Source organism: Salinicola sp. CPA57, assembly GCF_003206035.1.
Taxonomy (GTDB): Bacteria; Pseudomonadota; Gammaproteobacteria; order Pseudomonadales; family Halomonadaceae; genus Salinicola; species Salinicola socius.
Genome location: NZ_PZJR01000010.1, coordinates 124,431 through 140,179 on the forward strand (window position 1 = coordinate 124,431; position 15,749 = coordinate 140,179).

Genomic DNA, 15,749 nt, shown 5'->3' on the forward strand with positions numbered 1-15,749 from the left:
GTCGGCCAGTCACGCCGATCAATCATTCCGGCAGTCATTCAGGAACATAAAGGAAACGCACCATGGCGGAAGACAACAATCAGCAGGGTTCTCAGGGCGGCTCCCAGGATAAGCCGCAGCTGCAGTTCTCCCTGCAGCGCATCTACGTAAAGGACATCTCGTTCGAATCGCCCAATGCGCCCAGCGTGTTTCAGCAACCGTTCAAGCCCAAGGTCGGCCTGGACCTCGACACCACCAGCCAGTCGATCAGCGAAGATCTGTACGAGGTCGTGGTCAAGGTGACCGCGCAGGTCTCGAACAACGAAGACGGCGCCACGGCGTTCCTGGTCGAAGTCGAGCAGGCCGGGCTGTTCCGTATCTCCGGCCTTGCCGGTGATCAGCTGGACCACACGCTGGGCGCCTTCTGCCCCAACGTGCTGTTCCCCTACGCTCGCGAGTGCATCGACAACCTGGTCAGCCGCGGCAGCTTCCCCCCGCTGATGCTGGCGCCGGTGAACTTCGAGGCGATGTACGCCCAGAAGAAGCAGCGCACCGCCCAGGCCAGCGAAACCACGCAGTAAGCCAGCCATGGCCAATCCGCGCATTCACGTCGCCGTCAGCCTTGTCGTTGGCGGCGACGTCGTTCTGCCCGAGGGGGCGGCGCGCCACGTCGCGCTGGTCCTGAGACTTCGTGAAGGCGCACGGCTGACCCTGTTCGATGGCGAGGGCCACGAGGCGCAGGCCCGGCTGATCGAGGTGGGCCGCAAGCGCGTCGTCGCCCAGATCGATACGATGACGGCGGGCGGCGGCGAATCTCCGCTGGCCGTTCACCTGGGACAGGCGATCTCCAAGGGCGATCGCATGGACTACGCGATCCAGAAGTCGGTGGAGCTCGGCGTGGCGACCATCACGCCGCTCTATGTCGAGCAAGGTGACGTGCGCCTGAAGGGCGATCGCGAGGCCAGGAAATTGGCCCATTGGCAGGGGGTGGCCGTCAGCGCCTGCGAACAGTGCGGACGCGCCCGCGTACCGACGATCCATCCGCCGCGATCCCTGTCCGAATGGCTCGGCGAACGGGACGAGGCGCTGCGCCTGGTGCTGCATCCCGCCACCGACGACAGCTGGCAGCAGGCGGATTCGGTCGAATCCGCGGCACTGCTGATCGGGCCGGAAGGCGGGCTCAGCGCCACCGAGGTCGACAACGCCCGGCGTGCCGGTTTTCAGCCGCTCACCCTGGGTCCGCGCATTCTGCGCACTGAAACCGCCCCCGTCGTGGCACTGACGCTACTGCAGCATCACTTCGGCGATCTGTAGCGACGGCGCTTGGGCGCCGCTGCCGGGGGCAATGTCGACTGGAACTCTCTTGCAGCCTTGCTTCAGAAATCACACGGATTTCAGCAACCCCACGGGCTTCGATAACCATACGGGCCTCAGCAACCAGAACGTCTCGCAGAAACCAGAACGTCTCGCAGAAACCAGAACACCCCGCCAGCCGTTATCCGGTTGGCGGGGTGTTCCGTAGACGAATCGCGGACCGCTGGTGTGCGTGGTGTCGCGATTACAGCTCGAGATCGTACTCGACGATCAGCGGAGCGAACTCGCTGAACGTCGCGTCGGTATCGATCCAGGCGTCTTTCACGTTGCGACGGAAGTTGGGACCGACGATCTGATAATCGAGGCGCCAACCTTCCTGGCGGGAGCGCGACACTTCCTGGTCGAGCCTGGGCCACCAGGTGTACTGGTTGGCATCCCGGTTGACCTCGCGGAAGGTGTCGATGAAGCCGGTCGGGCCGAATACCTGATCCATCCACGCGCGTTCTTCGGGTTTGAAGCCCGGCGTCGTCTGGTTGTCGGTCCAGTTGGCGAGATCGAGGGTCTTGTGCGCGATGTGCCAGGTGCCGCAGATGATGTACTCGCGACGTTTGCGAGCCATCTTGTTCAAGTACTCCAGATACTGGGTCATGAACGTCTGCTTGATCGCCGGGTCGTCACCTTCCGGCATCAGGAAGGTTGCGATGCTGAAGCGGTCGTAGTCCGCCTGCAGGAAACGACCTTCGTTGTCGCACTGCTCGAAGCCCAGACCATACATGATGGCCTTGGGAATCTTGCGGCAGTAGAGCCCGACGCCGGAGAATCCGTCCTGCTCGGCATCCAGGAAATAACCTTCATAGCCTTCCGGGTAGAGAATGCTGTCATCGAGCTCGAAGCTCTTGGCCTTCAGGTTCTGCACGCAGACGACGTCAGCATCCTGGTCGGCCAGCCAGTCGAGGAAGCCCCGCTCGACGGCCTCTCGGATCCCGTTCACATTGATGCTGGCGATTTTCATACAGTGTTCCTTCTTTGTCGCGCGTGTATGATACCCGAGCTTGAAAGATTTAGGTAAATGGCCGCTGTGTTTGGCCAAAACGGCAGCGGTCGGTTAAGCGTCACGAGGCCGTACATTGCGGCCTGCATCAGGACCTGCATCAGACTTAGGGAGACCCGGGGTGAGCGTCGAGATTCAGCCGTATCAGCAAGAGTTCATCGAATTTGCGATTGCCGAAGGCGTCCTGCGCTTCGGTGAATTCACGCTCAAGTCCGGCCGCGTCAGTCCCTATTTCTTCAATGCCGGCCTGTTCCGTTCAGGTCACGCCCTGGCCCGTCTGGGGCGTTTCTATGCCAGCGCCATTGCCGACAGCGGCATTGAGGCCGATGTACTATTTGGCCCAGCTTACAAGGGTATACCGCTGGCGGCGAGTGCAGCGGTTGCGCTTGCCGACCATCACCAGCGCGATATGCCCTTTGCCTTCAACCGCAAGGAAGCCAAGACCCACGGTGAGGGCGGCAATATCGTGGGTGCCGAGCTGCGCGGCAACATCCTCATCATCGATGACGTCATTACGGCCGGGACGGCGATCCGCGAGGTCATGCAGATCATCCACGATGCGGGTGCTCGAGCCGCGGGCGTCGTGATCGCTCTCGATCGGCAGGAACGTGGCCAGGACGCCGACGGTCTGAAGCCCCACAGCGCGATTCAGGAAGTCGAGGCGACGTATCATATGCCGGTTGTCAGCATCGTCAACCTCGATCAGCTCCTCGCCTACCTGGAAACCCGCCAGCCACGCAGTGGCGAGGACGGCGCTTCCCTCGCCCAACAGGCTGACGCCATCCGCGCCTATCGTGATCGCTACGGTGTCCGCAACGCCCACTGACCTTCGATGCCGCGGGTGATGACCCTGTCACGCCCGCTACCATTTGCCGCAGCAGCGCTGGTCGACGGGCAGGTTACAAAAGGTTTAAAAACACCGTTTCATAATCTCGGAAATTATGCCACGCTTACGCCGTTAGTCCAACGCGATTTGGCGCCAATTTCGGGAGACGCATCATGATCAACCGCAGCAGGATCAAACCCTGGGGCTTTGCCCTGGCCACAGCGACCTTCGTATTCGCCAGTCAGCAGGCGATGGCGCTGAGCGTATCCGCCAACGGCGGCGATGAATCCTTCGGTGTCGAAGCCAGCCAGACCATCTTCCCCACCTTGCGGGCCGGCGTCGGCTATCTGAACACCGATGACAGCGGTCACAACGCCAAGGCCTATTCCGGTTCACTGATGTTCACGCCTTGGCTGCCGGGCATCGACCTGTCGGTTGGCGGTCGTTACCAGTATCAGGACACCTATTACGGCAATGGCGGTGGTCTGGGCCTCGGCGGCTCCGCGTTCGTCGATACGCCGATTCCGCTGACCTCGATCGGCGGCTACGGCTTCTACACGCCGGAAGGCCTGACCAGCGGTGATGTGGAAAAGAGCTACGAGTACGGCGCCCAGGCGCGGGTCAACATCATCTCGCAGACCTACGTCTATGGTGGCTATCGCTACATGCGTACCGATTTCGACAACGACAACGGCCACACGCTGGATAGCGGACCGGTGCTCGGCGTCAGCGTCGGTTTCTAGACGGTACTGAACCACGACCGCGCCGGGTTCGAGGCGCGCTGGAAAGCGGCGCCGCTTTTGGGGCGCTGTAGAAAGCTGCGCCGATTGCGTATGATGCAGGAGTTACCCGCATACGAGCCGGCCGCCATGCTTGATATCGTGCTGTTTGAGCCCGAAATTCCGCCCAATACCGGTAATATCATCCGGTTGTGCGCCAATACGGGTTTTCGCCTTCACATCATCGAACCGATGGCCTTCGAACTCGACGACAAGCGGCTGCGTCGCGCCGGGCTCGACTACCACGAATGGGCCCGGGTCCAGGTCCATGCCAACTGGGCCGCGTTTCTCGAAACCATCGGCCCCGAGCGCGTATTCGCCGTTTCCACCCGCGGCCGCCACGGTTACCACCATATCCACTTCCGCGAAGGCGACGCCCTGGTCTTCGGCCCGGAAACCCGCGGTCTGCCCCAATCGATGCTCGAAGCGCTACCCCCGGCGCAGCGTCTACGCATTCCGATGCTCGCGGACAGCCGCAGCCTCAATCTTTCCAACGCCTGCGCCATCATCGTCTTCGAGGCGTGGCGGCAGATGGATTTCGCTGGCGCGGTGGACGTTTAAACCGTTGGGAAACCCGCGGACAGGCAAAGACTAGAGCGCTCGCGTCATGAACACGCTGTACGGATCTTCGCGGTAACTGCCAAACGGCTCGCAGTAGTCGAAGCCGAACGCTTCATACAACCGTCTTGCCGGGGCGAAGTGCGCCATCGGACCCGTTTCCAGGCTTAGCCGCTGCAGGCCGGCGGCGCGCGCTTCCTCGATCAGGTGCGCGAGGATCGCCCTCGCCACGCCTTTGCGCAGATGAGCCGGATCGGTACGCATCGATTTGATCTCGGCGTGCGTATCGTCGAGCCGCTTGAACGCGCCGCAGCCGAGGAGCTCGTTATTTTCCCAGGCGGTATAGAAGTGAACCTCCGGGCGCCGCAGCCCGTCGAGATCCAGCGCATGGCGGCTTTCGGGCGGGGAGTGGGGCTCGAAGTCCTTGAGATGGGCTTCCAGCATGGCGGCAATCTCGGGACCGCGTAAATCGTCTCTTGCGATGCGCATGGGGTGTATCATTCTCTCTTCTGTTGTTCTGATTTCGTCGTGCTGATTCAGCCGTTCTCTGGATTGCTACCGTTCTCACTTCTGCGATTTTGCCCTCATGTCCGATATTCGCCAACGCCTTGCCAAGCTCAATCCGCGTCAGCAGGAGGCGGTGCGCTTCATCGATGGCCCCTGCCTGGTGCTGGCGGGGGCCGGTTCCGGCAAGACCAGCGTGATCACCACCAAGATCGCCTATCTGGTCCAGGAGTGCGGGATGAGCGCGCGCAAGATCGCCGCGGTCACCTTCACCAACAAGGCGGCCCGCGAGATGAAGGAGCGCGTCGGGCAGATGCTCAAGGGCCGCGAGGGCCACGGACTGACCGTTTCCACCTTCCATAACCTGGGGCTCAACATCATCCGCCGCGAGCTCAAGGCGCTCGGTTTTCGTCCCGGCTTTTCGCTGTTCGACCCCGAAGACGCCAAGGCATTGCTGCGCGATCTGATGCAGAAGGAAGCGGATACCGACGCCGAACAGATCAACGGCGTGCAGAGCCAGATATCCCAGTGGAAGAACGATCTGATATTGCCAGGACCTGCGATCTCGCACGCCGCCGACGAGGATGAGCAGTACGCCGCGCGGATCTACGAAGCCTACAATCGCCATCTCAAGGCCTACAACGCGGTCGACTTCGATGATCTGATCATGCTGCCGGTGGTGCTGCTGAAGACCGATCCCGAGGCGCTGGCCCGCTGGCGCAAGCGCATCCAGTACATGCTGGTCGACGAGTACCAGGACACCAACGTCAGCCAGTATCAGCTGGTCAAGATGCTGATGGACGAACGTGCGACGTTCACCGTGGTGGGCGACGACGATCAGTCGATCTACGCCTGGCGTGGCGCCCGGCCTGAGAACCTGGTGACGCTGGGCGAGGATTTCCCGCGGCTCAACGTGATCAAGCTGGAGCAGAACTACCGTTCCACGGCGACGATCCTGCGCGCCGCCAATACGCTCATCGCGAATAACCCTCACGTCTACGAGAAGACGCTGTGGTCGGACATGGGCCAGGGCGATCCGATCCGGGTGGTGGTCAACCGCCACGAGGAGGCCGAGGCCGAACGCGTCGCCGGCGAGATCCTGACGCGCCGGATCAAGGAGCGCGCCGAATGGCGTGACTTCGCCGTGCTCTATCGCGGCAACTTCCAGGCGCGATTGCTCGAGCTCAAGCTGCAGCATCACCAGATCCCCTACAAGCTTTCCGGTGGCACTTCGTTTTTCTCGCGCAACGAGATCAAGGATTCGATGGCCTATCTGCGGCTGTTGATCAATCCGGACGACGACAACGCCTTCCTGCGCATCGTCAACGTGCCGCGCCGCGAGATCGGCCCCGGCACGCTGGAAAAGCTCGCCAACTATGCGAGTGAGCGCAGCGGCTCGATGTTCTCCGCCTGCCATGAGATGGGGCTCGAGCAAGTGCTACCCACGCGCGCCGTCGAGCGTCTCGGCCGCTTCGCCCACTTCATCGATGGCGTGCGCAAGCGCATGGACCAGGGCGACGCCATCGCCGCCATTCGCGAGATGATCCGCGACATGGACTACGAAGCCTGGCTCTATCAGAACGCCAGCGCACCGACCATTGCCGAGCGCCGCATGGCCAACGTCTGGACGCTGATCGACCAGCTCGAGAAGTCCATGCACCGCGACGACGAAGACGGTGAAGCTTCGGAGGAGACCGACGACGTGCAGTCGGCGATCTCGCGGCTGGTGCTGCGCGATATCCTCGAGCAGCAGGCCGAAGAGGACGACTCCGACCGCGTCCAGCTGTTGACCATGCACGCCTCCAAGGGGCTCGAGTTTCCCCACGTCTATCTCATGGGATTGGAAGAAGAGCTGCTGCCGCACCGCAACTCCATCGAATCCGGTACCGTGGAAGAGGAGCGCCGCCTGGCCTATGTCGGCATCACCCGCGCCCGGCGCACGCTGACCCTGACCCTCGCTCGCCAGCGCAAGGCCTACGGCGAGCTGCTCGACTGCACCCCGAGTCGCTTCCTCGACGAACTGCCGGCGGACGATCTGGAGTGGGAAGGCCGCGCCGACAAGGAAAACCCGGAGAAGAAGCAGGAACGCGGCCAGAGCGCCATCGCCGGGCTGCGTTCGCTGCTAGGCTAGAGATTCCACCTGGCGCCGGTGGCGACAGTCGCGGGTAGGCACCTCAAGGAGAGACGATGAACACGATCGAGCTATGGCAGCAGGCCCGCGACGAGGCGATGACGGTCTCGCGGCAGGAGCCGCTGCTGACCCCCTTGATGCTGGGCGCGGTGCTCAATCGCTCGACGCTGGGCGCGGGGTTGGCCTATCGCCTGGGCCAACGCCTGGCGCACCCCGATCTGGCGGCCAATCAGTTGATCAAGCTGTTCGACGAGCTGCTGGCCGGCGATCCCTTGGTCGGCGAAGGCATCGGCCAGGATCTGAACGCAGTGATCGAACGCGATCCGGCGATTCGCCAGGTCACCGAAGTGCTGCTCTATCTCAAGGGGTTCCACGCCTTGACCGTGCATCGCTTCGCCCACGTGCTGTGGCAGAGCGGCCGCCGGCAGATGGCGCGCTATCTGCAGAGTCGCAGCTCGGAAGTGTTCCAGACCGATATCCACCCAGCGGCACGGGTCGGCAACGGTGTGTTCATCGACCACGCCACCGGCGTGGTGATCGGCGAGACCACGGTCATCGAGGACGACGTCTCGCTGCTGCAGGGCGTGACCCTGGGCGGCACCGGCAAGGAAGCGGGGGATCGCCACCCCAAGGTGCGCCGTGGCGTGCTGATCGGTGCCGGCGCCAAGGTGCTCGGCAGTATCGAGATCGGCGAAGGGGCCCGTATCGGCGCCGGGTCCGTGGTGCTGAAGACGGTGCCGCCTCACACTACGGCGGTTGGCGTCCCGGCGCGTATCGTCGGCGATGCCGGCTGCGCGGCACCCTCACGGGAAATGCAGCATTGCCTCGACAAGCCACTGGACCCGGAAAACCCGGCTCGGACCGTGCCCGCCAACGGCAAGCTCTGCTGCGGGCGCTAGGACGATCTCAATCCAGCGTCAGGCGATCCGCGAGAAAATCGGTCAGGTCGACGTTATCCAGTGCATCCAGCCAGGTTACCGCGAAGCTGCCGGGGCCACGTGCCGCCAGTTCGGCTCTTTCGGCCGCGGCGGCCGCGTGTGCATGGGCACAGATCATCGCATCCAGCGGCGTGTCGGCGACGGCGAGATAGGCGGCGATCAGCGCCCCCAGCGTGCAGCCGGTTCCGGTCACCCGGGGTTGCCAGGCGCTTCCGCCATGGACGCCCACCGTCACGGCATCGGCCGTGGCAGTCGAACGGCCCAGCAGGCGGTCTGTCCGGCCCGAGATCGCCACGCCGTCGCTCTGCGCCAGTAGCTGATGGGCGGCCGCCAGCGCATCCCCCGAGTCGTGCTGGGTATCGACGCCGCGCCCGCGGGTGCCGTTCTCCGCCAGGGCCATGACCTCAGACGCGTTGCCGCGAATCACCGCCGGCCGATGGGCCATCAGGGTCAGACTCAGCTCTCGCCGCAATGGCAGCGCCGCCGCGCCGACGGGGTCGAGCACCCAGGGCGTCCCCGACCGGCTGGCGGATTGGCTGGCCCGTTGCATCGCGGCCACGCTATCGGCACTAGGGGTACCCAGATTGATCAGCAAGGCATCCGCGGCCGCTGCCAGGTCTTCGACTTCGTCGGGATGATCGGTCATCGCCGGAGACGCCCCGGCGGCCAGGAGCACATTGGCGACGAAATTGACGGTGACCTGGTTGGTCAGACAGTGCACCAGCGGCGCACGCTGGCGCAGGCGGCCGTGTGTGGCCAGCAGGCGGTTCTGCCATTCGATCGTTTGAAGCGGGGTTTCGATCATGTCGTCATCGGGTTTTTTCGGCGATCCGGTCGACGATTGCCAGCCAAGTCGTCAAACACCGGGCCGGCAGACGCGCCGGAGTCGCTAAGGAAAGTATCGAGCGCATGTCGCCCTCGTCGCCGGTCGTTGATCGGCGATGCGTCCGTTTCAGTATAATCACGACTCGGCATCGCGAAAGCCGTCGCGACGCCGAGTCGTGGCTGGACAGCCAATGGCCGAGCGGGTAGGATGGCCGCGCTGTTGGCGGGCCACTCGGCTATCCACGCCATTCGGCACGACGTCACGTCATCGCGCGCCCATAGCTCAGCTGGATAGAGTACTGCCCTCCGAAGGCAGGGGTCGCAGGTTCGAATCCTGCTGGGCGCGCCATTTAAAATCAGTCGCTTAGCGATATTGTCGATATCCTCCACAGACTGATTCTCGCGCCTGTAACCACTCTGGTAATCACTCCCGGCAATTCCAAAGCTCTTTTGGTCCGTTTTCGGCCGTGCTTGGCTGCCCGACGTTGTGGCGCACAGATTCCGTTCCCAGCTACCGCTCGAGACTGCCGAGCCGGTGGCGGTTTTCAGCATTACCTATGAAGCCGGAATCACGGCCTTTTGGTGGATACCTGCGTGGATACCTTCATCGATCGAACCATCCGTTAGCACCGATCAGGCGCTTTTAGCGGAGCTCTCTATTTATCGACGGAACAGACGGAACACCCAGTAACCATAAGGGCTAGAGGTGTTCCGTCAGGGTGATGAGTGACGGAACAGGACGGAACAGAGGCAGTGTCTTGATCTGATCAGTCGCCTCCACAGCCAAGCCTGACCATATCGCTATCAATGCTTCCCGGCTCACCCGGGAATACCACGCCGTTCCCCGGCAGGTACATGAACGGCTTTGCCCCAGTGTACCCACCGAAGCTATTTTTGGCGTTCACCATCCCACAGATTGACCACTTGGAGTGGTCGCTTTTCAGGCGGCTACCATACAGCCCTTCGAATTGGGCGGATTCTGGATCTTTCAGGCGCTGGGAGACTGCAGCCTTGGCTTCAGATTCTTGAGCCATGGTGAGCTCGAATTGCTCACGCATGCTCGCAGGTTTCTCGGTAGCGGCAGATGAGTAGTATTTCTGAGCCACACGAAGGCAAAGATCTCGTGGAGCGAACGTCACTCCATTCATGGTCTGCATGGCATCAGCCGGGTATTGCTCAATGCACTGGTCTGCAGTCATCGGAGTGAGCCCGTTTTTCCGGATGTTGGCTATCGCCATGTCCACACCGGCATTAATCCCTGCCTCTCGCTCCGCTGCAGGAGACATTGTGCTCTGAGTTTGGGAGGGGGTGCTGCAGCCTGCCAACAGCGCTGCTGCGGAAACAGCGAATATCAGATTCTTGATCATGATCCGACCGCCATTGCCTGATCCATCTGGGTGTTGAAAATCCACACAGCCACGACGATGCACGCGACTAGGGAAACCCACCCTATGGCAAGCCCCAGACCCTTGGTCTCTTTCGGAGAGCAGATTGCTATTTGAAGAATCTCTACCCCTTTCACCACCAGGTAGAAGCACAACAGCATTGTGATGATTTGGAGCATACCGACCATATTTGTTCCCTCGTCTCGTGAATGCCGTTCTCTGACGGCTGCAACTCGAGCGTAACCCAACGTTACCGGCGAGAGTAGGTTTGCTACCGGCGCGGATGGCCAAGCTGGCGGAATTCGTACCTTTAGCTCGTACCGGGTACGTACCAAGTCCGCGAACCGGTGCAGAAACATGGCTAGTGTTGGGGATATGGCTAGAGGAGATACTGAAGGAGTGTCAGTCGCGTGGTTCTGCCCGTGGATCTTTGTTCTGCGGTGGTTGCCCCTGACGTGGGCTCGCGTCTGCATGCGTATCGGTAGTTGCACTTTCTTCTGGTTTTTTTATTCCCACTTTGAAGTGAGGCAAAAGCTGATTGAGCCAGAAATGTATTTCCTCGACCCCCATTCGCCTTGCGAAGATGAGAAGGAAGAACAGCTCGATCACCCCTACGACAACTGGCACCGTCCAAGTGTCAACGTCATGCATCGCCCAGATATCAAAGATCACGATTAGCGCGACAGCAAACAAAAACCGATCCTCTCGACGCCCATCCCTTTCTCCCGCTAACGAATTCTCCAGCTCGGCTTCCGCCGCGCTTCGCGCTTCTCCAGGAGGGAGTTTCCGCTTCATGTCGTCAAAGCGGTTACTCTGATCAGTGCTCTGCTTTTGCGAATCGGGATTGGTACTCACGAAGAATATCGTCCTGATTGATGGTTACGTTACGAACATCAGGTGAGTACGAACGCGACCAAGCTGAACCGGGCTCGTGCGTAATCTCCACCAGTTGGAAGGGCGCCATCTCTCCAAGGCTGGCTACAGCGTCGACAATGGTCTTGTACTCATCGCTCCACGGAGCGACTGGTGGCACGTGATTGAAGATATTTTGGATGCTCGAGCTACCGTAACTTGAGGCGTAGCGGTACACCGATGGCAGCACCGGGCCGTAGGCCCATGCTTGAAATCGCTCATCTTCGATCAACGGGCTACCATCATGGTCACCTGAGTAAACCATGTGAGCTAGGTACAGGATTTTATGGAGCTGTAGGTTACTCAACTTCCAGCCAGACGCTTCGCAAGCGATCTTGGCAGCCTGCATTGCGGAGATAGCCATTTAGCACCTCCCTCTGTGGTGAACTCGTGGGATGCTTGTTATAGGGGTTGAGGATCGCTGTTTCAATATACAGTGATCTACAAGCCTGCGCCACGCGCTGTGGCTGAACCCTATCACATAGCCTTGGCCGCTGTGGTGCTGTTTTTAAGGCCATACCATCGACAAACTGTGGAAACCTGGCTGGAAACCAGCAAATGGAAACCGCCGGCCAAGGCAGTGGCTGTTCGGGTAGCGTCTATCCCTGGCGCTGCATCGCCTCGTGCATACGATCGCGCTTCCAGGTCTCGGGGTACGACTTTAGGTAGCCAGTCTTGCCCCTACTGAAGCGGGCGGGTGTAGCTATCAGGCTGTCCTTGGCATGCATCCGCCAAAGCGTCGTCCGGCTTACGCCCAGATACTCGGCCGACTCTTTAAGATTTAGCACCGGGTCGAAACCCTCAGACTTCATAGTTGCCTCCACATTCTTGGCTTGGCGGACACCGTATTGGTGGTACGGCACGACATGGCGGCACGGCGGCAACAGTTCCATGCGCGCGTACTGGTCCGAAAATCATCACTCCAAATGATCCCGGTCAAAAGGGCAAAATGCTCTCTGCCAGGAGGCCATCTGTCCCCATTGGGGAGGCCAGGCGCCAACTGTCCCCACTCGCGCGGGTGCGCACGCGAATGGGGAAACCTCATCGAGTTGTCCCCATAGATAGTAATGGGGACGCGATGGGGCTCGACCTCTGGCTGGTCCCGGCACGCCCGCGACCCATAGCCTTGTAATGGTCAACTAATTCCGGACATTGAATTGAGTGTTTCTTCCGCTCGGACGGACAATGGCTCTGCACCGTCGATAACTCCTATGGCACAGATCTTCTCGAGGAGGTTTCTGAGGCGCTGTAGTGGTCTGGCAGCGTAAGGCTCGATGTGGCTGCTCAAGCCCTCTCCTGGCAGCGAGGAAGCGGCTGAGTCTGAGTCGCGTTCCCGTGGCCAGATTTCGCCGCCCGATCCGCTTGCGACCCGCTGGCGCGCTGTCGACTCCCCGCCCCGCCTGCGCGCTAAATGGGTCGGTTTTGTTGCAGTGTTGCAGAGGGCTCTGGGCCGCGCCAGTGCTGGGCCGTCGGGGCGATTGGAAGCCGGAAAAAATGATGCGGAATGATGCATTTTGCTCATGGTGCCGTTTAACGCTGTAGTTTGACATCATCGTCAAATCTGACGATGATTAGTGCATGAGATATCCAGGCGGCAAGGGCAAGTGCTACCAGCGCTTGATCAACATGATGCCTCCGCATCAGGTATACATTGAATCCCACCTTGGCGGCGGCGCCGTCATGCGCAATAAGAAAGCTGCGCGGCGGAACATCGGTCTGGACATAGATATCAAGGTCATCGAGCGTTGGGAATCGGAGCTGCCTGGAATCTGTGAGCTCCACCAGATCGATGCTGTTTCCTTCCTCGAAAGCTACGCATTTGGAGGTGAGGAGTTGGTCTACGTGGACCCGCCCTACCTTCCTGAAACACGTCGTCAAGAGAAGGTTTACCGGTGCGACTATTCCGAAGATGACCACGTCCGTCTACTGCGTTGCTTAATCGCCTTACCTTGCAAAGTGATGTTGTCGGGTTATGACTGCGATCTCTATAACCAAGAGCTAGTCGGATGGCGAAAGGTGAGCTTTTCGGCTAAGACCCATGTAGAGATACGCGAGGAGACGGTGTGGATGAACTTCAATTCCCCTAGTCGTTTGCACGACAGCCGATTTCTGGGCGAGACCTTCCGGGACCGTCAAACTATTCAGCGCCGCCAAACTAGACTCCGCAGACGTATTGAGAGCTTGGATCCTATTGAGCGACACGAATTACTGCAGTGGATGCAGAAACACTATGGTAATGATGAGGAGGCCGCCTAATGCAGCTGGGCGCTATTTTCATGGAACAGGTAGTCTTCAATGTCGAGTTACCCAAAGCGGAGGCCGAGGTTATCCCCGGTGTACCATGGGGAGCCATGGAGGCATTCTCAACGCCGGCCTACTGGGCTTACCAAGTGTATGCCCGACGGCTCACCGGTAATCGGATCAACTACAAGCTCGGGGAAACTCTGAAAGAGGAAGTCGGAGCCTGTCTGTTGGGCGGGCACGGCATCCCTTCAAACGTAGGCATCGCTGCTTTTCATCATTTGAGAGAACGTGGGGCGTTTGGCGAGCATCCTCCGTCAGAGGCAACACTGCTTGAATGGCTCAAAGAGCCCCTGACCATAGATACGCGTCAAGTGCGGTATCGCTTCGCCAAGCAGAAGGCTCGCTATCTCAGCGCGGCTCTACGGAAGCTGTCAGCTGAACGACCCCCTATGACCACCGGTAAGAAGCTGCGTGACTGGCTTTTGGATGTTCCTGGTATCGGTTACAAGACCGCCTCTTGGGTAGCCCGCAACTGGTTGGACGCTGACGACGTGGCCATCTTGGACATCCATATTCTGCGGGCCGGGTTTATGGGTAAGTTCTTCGAGGACAACCTGACTGTCGAGCGCAACTACCTGGAGCTTGAGGAGCAATTCATCCGCTTCAGCAAGGGGCTCGGGGTCAGAGCGTCCGAGCTGGATGCGCTAATGTGGCTAGAGATGATGTCCTCTTCCGCCACGGTGCACAGCATCATGGGAATGGGCCAATATAACCCTGATTCACCCGCTCGCAGCCGAGCCAAGAAGCGCAAGGCCAACTCCAGCCAGCTTGCCTTGATCGGCTAAGGTGCAAGCCCATGGCTCCCCTGTGATCCCAAGAGGACAGAAGTTGAGCCCTTGAGCTGCCGCCGTAAGTGCCATTACACCGAGTAGAGTTCCCGCATCGCGCCAAACGAGGCTACAGCCATCCTGATATTTGCTGAGTGTCTTTCCGGGCTCAGCTAGAAATAGGAATCGGGTCGCTTGAGCACCTTCCAGAACTTGCATGCTGAGGTCGTACAACCCTGCAAGCTTCGCGGGGGCGTGCTTGAGCTCAAGTAACTGGTGGGCCCTCGGCTCGTACAGCCACCACCGATCATCACTAGGTCGTTTTACGACAACATGAATCGGGTGAATCGCGCCTGCAGATGGCGTAGCACGGTGCTCAAGGTCGAATCCTAAATTCGAAACGCCCGTACCTCGTGTCCTGCATGCCATCCAGAGGAACGAACCTAGCTGATGGTCATTGACGAAGCTGAACTCGCGATGCGAGACACGTGCGTCTAAAACTTCGCTGAATGAACGATCAGGCGCTTCCGACATGAACGGGAGCGCGCGGATCTCGCCCACCTCCCACATGAGTGGGGTATAGGGTTCAGGCGTCGCTCTAGGGAGGGGATCAGCCAGATCGATCCAGGTCATACCCAACCTCATGGAAGACCTCCATGTATTTGTTGCAGCCTCGGCAGTTGCCGCATGCCACGTGCGATTTGTGGCAGCTGTGGGCCCATGCTAGTAGGCCGGCCGGGATACCCGACTGGCGTACTAGCTCAGCGGTGGAAAGCTTGATCGCAGGAGCTTCTACCACCATTCCGCCCTCCTGAAGAGAGAGCAGATGGCTGATCGCAGCCATGAACTCGGGCGAACCATCTTTGTGGAAGCCATCCGACTTCACTGTGCCGAGCCACAGGTGTGTCACACCAAACGAAATCGCTTTCATGGCCGCTAGCGTGACCAGCATTTGGTTCCGATATGGCCACCAGTCCGAAGCGGGAGCAAGGTTATCGGATTGAGTGCCTGCCATGTCCCCAGAGCCCAACGGTCGACAGTCGACCTCGATTACATAGTGGGAAATATTCAGCTGTTGGCAAATGGTCCTTGAAGCCTCGATCTCGGCCTGTGCGGCCAGCTGGCCATAGTTCAGGGTGAACGCAATATCTGGGCGCTTCCACCAAGCAAGCGTGAGGGAGTCCATACCGCCGGATAGCAATAGCCCTGTCTTCATAGTTCCACCGCCGCCCAAGTCATCTGATAGATCGCGCTCACGTAGTCATCGGTGATAAGGCAGTCGGAGCCTTCCATCATTTTCCTGTCTTGGGCGGACTCATTCTCTACATAGAAAACAACGGGCTTATTCAGCGCTCGAGCGTAACCGATCTCATATATCGTTGAATCGCCCCTAGTTTCGTAGACACCTCCAGGCCTTATACTGAAGGCAGCAGGAGGTTCCATGAGCCGTCAACGATACACCGAAGAATTCAAGAT

Annotated in this window: 16 protein-coding genes and 1 tRNA gene; 10 read left to right on the forward strand and 7 right to left on the reverse strand. The window is 60.0% G+C overall.

Features of this window, described 5'->3' with window-relative positions; genetic code table 11:
• Positions 1 to 62: 62 nt before the first annotated feature.
• Both secB and DOM36_RS12140 read left to right on the forward strand, forming a co-directional pair.
• Positions 63 to 560, forward strand: coding sequence for a protein-export chaperone SecB (gene secB / locus DOM36_RS12135; RefSeq protein WP_075570107.1), 498 nt, complete (start codon positions 63 to 65; stop codon positions 558 to 560).
• Positions 561 to 567: 7 nt separating this feature from the next.
• Complete coding sequence (locus DOM36_RS12140) at positions 568 to 1,293, forward strand: 16S rRNA (uracil(1498)-N(3))-methyltransferase (protein WP_110643237.1); 726 nt, start codon at positions 568 to 570, stop codon at positions 1,291 to 1,293.
• Between the two features lie 244 nt (positions 1,294 to 1,537).
• Here DOM36_RS12140 and DOM36_RS12145 read toward each other — a convergent pair whose 3' ends face one another.
• A complete protein-coding gene (locus tag DOM36_RS12145) occupies positions 1,538 to 2,305 on the reverse strand; it encodes an exodeoxyribonuclease III (RefSeq protein WP_075570109.1) in 768 nt (255 codons plus the stop codon).
• Positions 2,306 to 2,465: 160 nt separating this feature from the next.
• Between DOM36_RS12145 and pyrE the strand changes: the two genes are divergently transcribed.
• The 3 genes from pyrE (at position 2,466) to trmL (ending at position 4,510) form a co-directional block, all read left to right on the forward strand.
• Complete coding sequence (gene pyrE, locus DOM36_RS12150) at positions 2,466 to 3,170, forward strand: orotate phosphoribosyltransferase (protein WP_075570110.1); 705 nt, start codon at positions 2,466 to 2,468, stop codon at positions 3,168 to 3,170.
• A gap of 173 nt (positions 3,171 to 3,343) precedes the next feature.
• A complete protein-coding gene (locus DOM36_RS12155; protein WP_075570111.1) occupies positions 3,344 to 3,913 on the forward strand; it encodes a YfaZ family outer membrane protein in 570 nt (189 codons plus the stop codon).
• 126 nt (positions 3,914 to 4,039) lie between these two features.
• Complete coding sequence (gene trmL / locus DOM36_RS12160) at positions 4,040 to 4,510, forward strand: tRNA (uridine(34)/cytosine(34)/5-carboxymethylaminomethyluridine(34)-2'-O)-methyltransferase TrmL (protein ID WP_110643238.1); 471 nt, start codon at positions 4,040 to 4,042, stop codon at positions 4,508 to 4,510.
• Between the two features lie 30 nt (positions 4,511 to 4,540).
• On the opposite strand, the gene DOM36_RS12165 is transcribed toward trmL, so the two are convergent.
• Complete coding sequence (locus DOM36_RS12165; RefSeq protein ID WP_110643239.1) at positions 4,541 to 4,996, reverse strand: GNAT family N-acetyltransferase; 456 nt, start codon at positions 4,994 to 4,996, stop codon at positions 4,541 to 4,543.
• Between the two features lie 97 nt (positions 4,997 to 5,093).
• On the opposite strand from DOM36_RS12165, the gene rep reads away from it, so the two are divergent.
• The gene (gene rep / locus DOM36_RS12170) at positions 5,094 to 7,142 is read left to right on the forward strand and encodes a DNA helicase Rep (protein ID WP_075570113.1); all 2,049 of its coding nucleotides are present in this window, start codon (positions 5,094 to 5,096) and stop codon (positions 7,140 to 7,142) included.
• A 56-nt stretch (positions 7,143 to 7,198) separates the two neighbouring features.
• Entirely contained in the window at positions 7,199 to 8,041 is an 843-nt protein-coding gene (gene cysE, locus DOM36_RS12175; RefSeq protein WP_110643240.1) for a serine O-acetyltransferase, read from the forward strand.
• Between the two features lie 7 nt (positions 8,042 to 8,048).
• Here cysE and thiM read toward each other — a convergent pair whose 3' ends face one another.
• Complete coding sequence (gene thiM, locus DOM36_RS12180; protein ID WP_110643241.1) at positions 8,049 to 8,885, reverse strand: hydroxyethylthiazole kinase; 837 nt, start codon at positions 8,883 to 8,885, stop codon at positions 8,049 to 8,051.
• 292 nt (positions 8,886 to 9,177) lie between these two features.
• Here thiM and DOM36_RS12185 point away from each other — a divergent pair.
• A tRNA-Arg gene (locus DOM36_RS12185) sits at positions 9,178 to 9,254 on the forward strand.
• A 418-nt stretch (positions 9,255 to 9,672) separates the two neighbouring features.
• On the opposite strand, the gene DOM36_RS12190 is transcribed toward DOM36_RS12185, so the two are convergent.
• From DOM36_RS12190 to DOM36_RS12200, 3 genes are all read right to left on the reverse strand, one after another.
• Entirely contained in the window at positions 9,673 to 10,272 is a 600-nt protein-coding gene (locus DOM36_RS12190) for a hypothetical protein (protein WP_110643242.1), read from the reverse strand.
• Between the two features lie 420 nt (positions 10,273 to 10,692).
• Positions 10,693 to 11,145 carry a hypothetical protein gene (locus tag DOM36_RS20100; RefSeq protein ID WP_157958634.1) on the reverse strand — a complete coding sequence of 151 codons (453 nt, stop codon included), beginning with the start codon at positions 11,143 to 11,145 and terminating at the stop codon, positions 10,693 to 10,695.
• Entirely contained in the window at positions 11,108 to 11,566 is a 459-nt protein-coding gene (locus DOM36_RS12200) for a type II toxin-antitoxin system antitoxin SocA domain-containing protein (protein ID WP_110643244.1), read from the reverse strand. Before DOM36_RS12200 ends, DOM36_RS20100 begins: the two co-directional genes overlap by 38 nt.
• Before the next feature lie 1,214 nt (positions 11,567 to 12,780).
• On the opposite strand from DOM36_RS12200, the gene DOM36_RS12215 reads away from it, so the two are divergent.
• A complete protein-coding gene (locus DOM36_RS12215) occupies positions 12,781 to 13,458 on the forward strand; it encodes a DNA adenine methylase (protein ID WP_110643247.1) in 678 nt (225 codons plus the stop codon).
• Positions 13,458 to 14,291, forward strand: a complete 834-nt coding sequence (locus DOM36_RS12220) for an 8-oxoguanine DNA glycosylase (protein WP_110643248.1) — start codon at positions 13,458 to 13,460, stop codon at positions 14,289 to 14,291. The genes DOM36_RS12215 and DOM36_RS12220 overlap by 1 nt, the downstream gene beginning before the upstream one ends.
• Positions 14,292 to 14,883: 592 nt before the next feature.
• Here the strand turns inward: DOM36_RS12220 and DOM36_RS12230 are convergent.
• Positions 14,884 to 15,489, reverse strand: coding sequence for a 7-cyano-7-deazaguanine synthase (locus tag DOM36_RS12230; protein WP_110643250.1), 606 nt, complete (start codon positions 15,487 to 15,489; stop codon positions 14,884 to 14,886).
• Between the last annotated feature and the right edge of the window lie 260 nt (positions 15,490 to 15,749).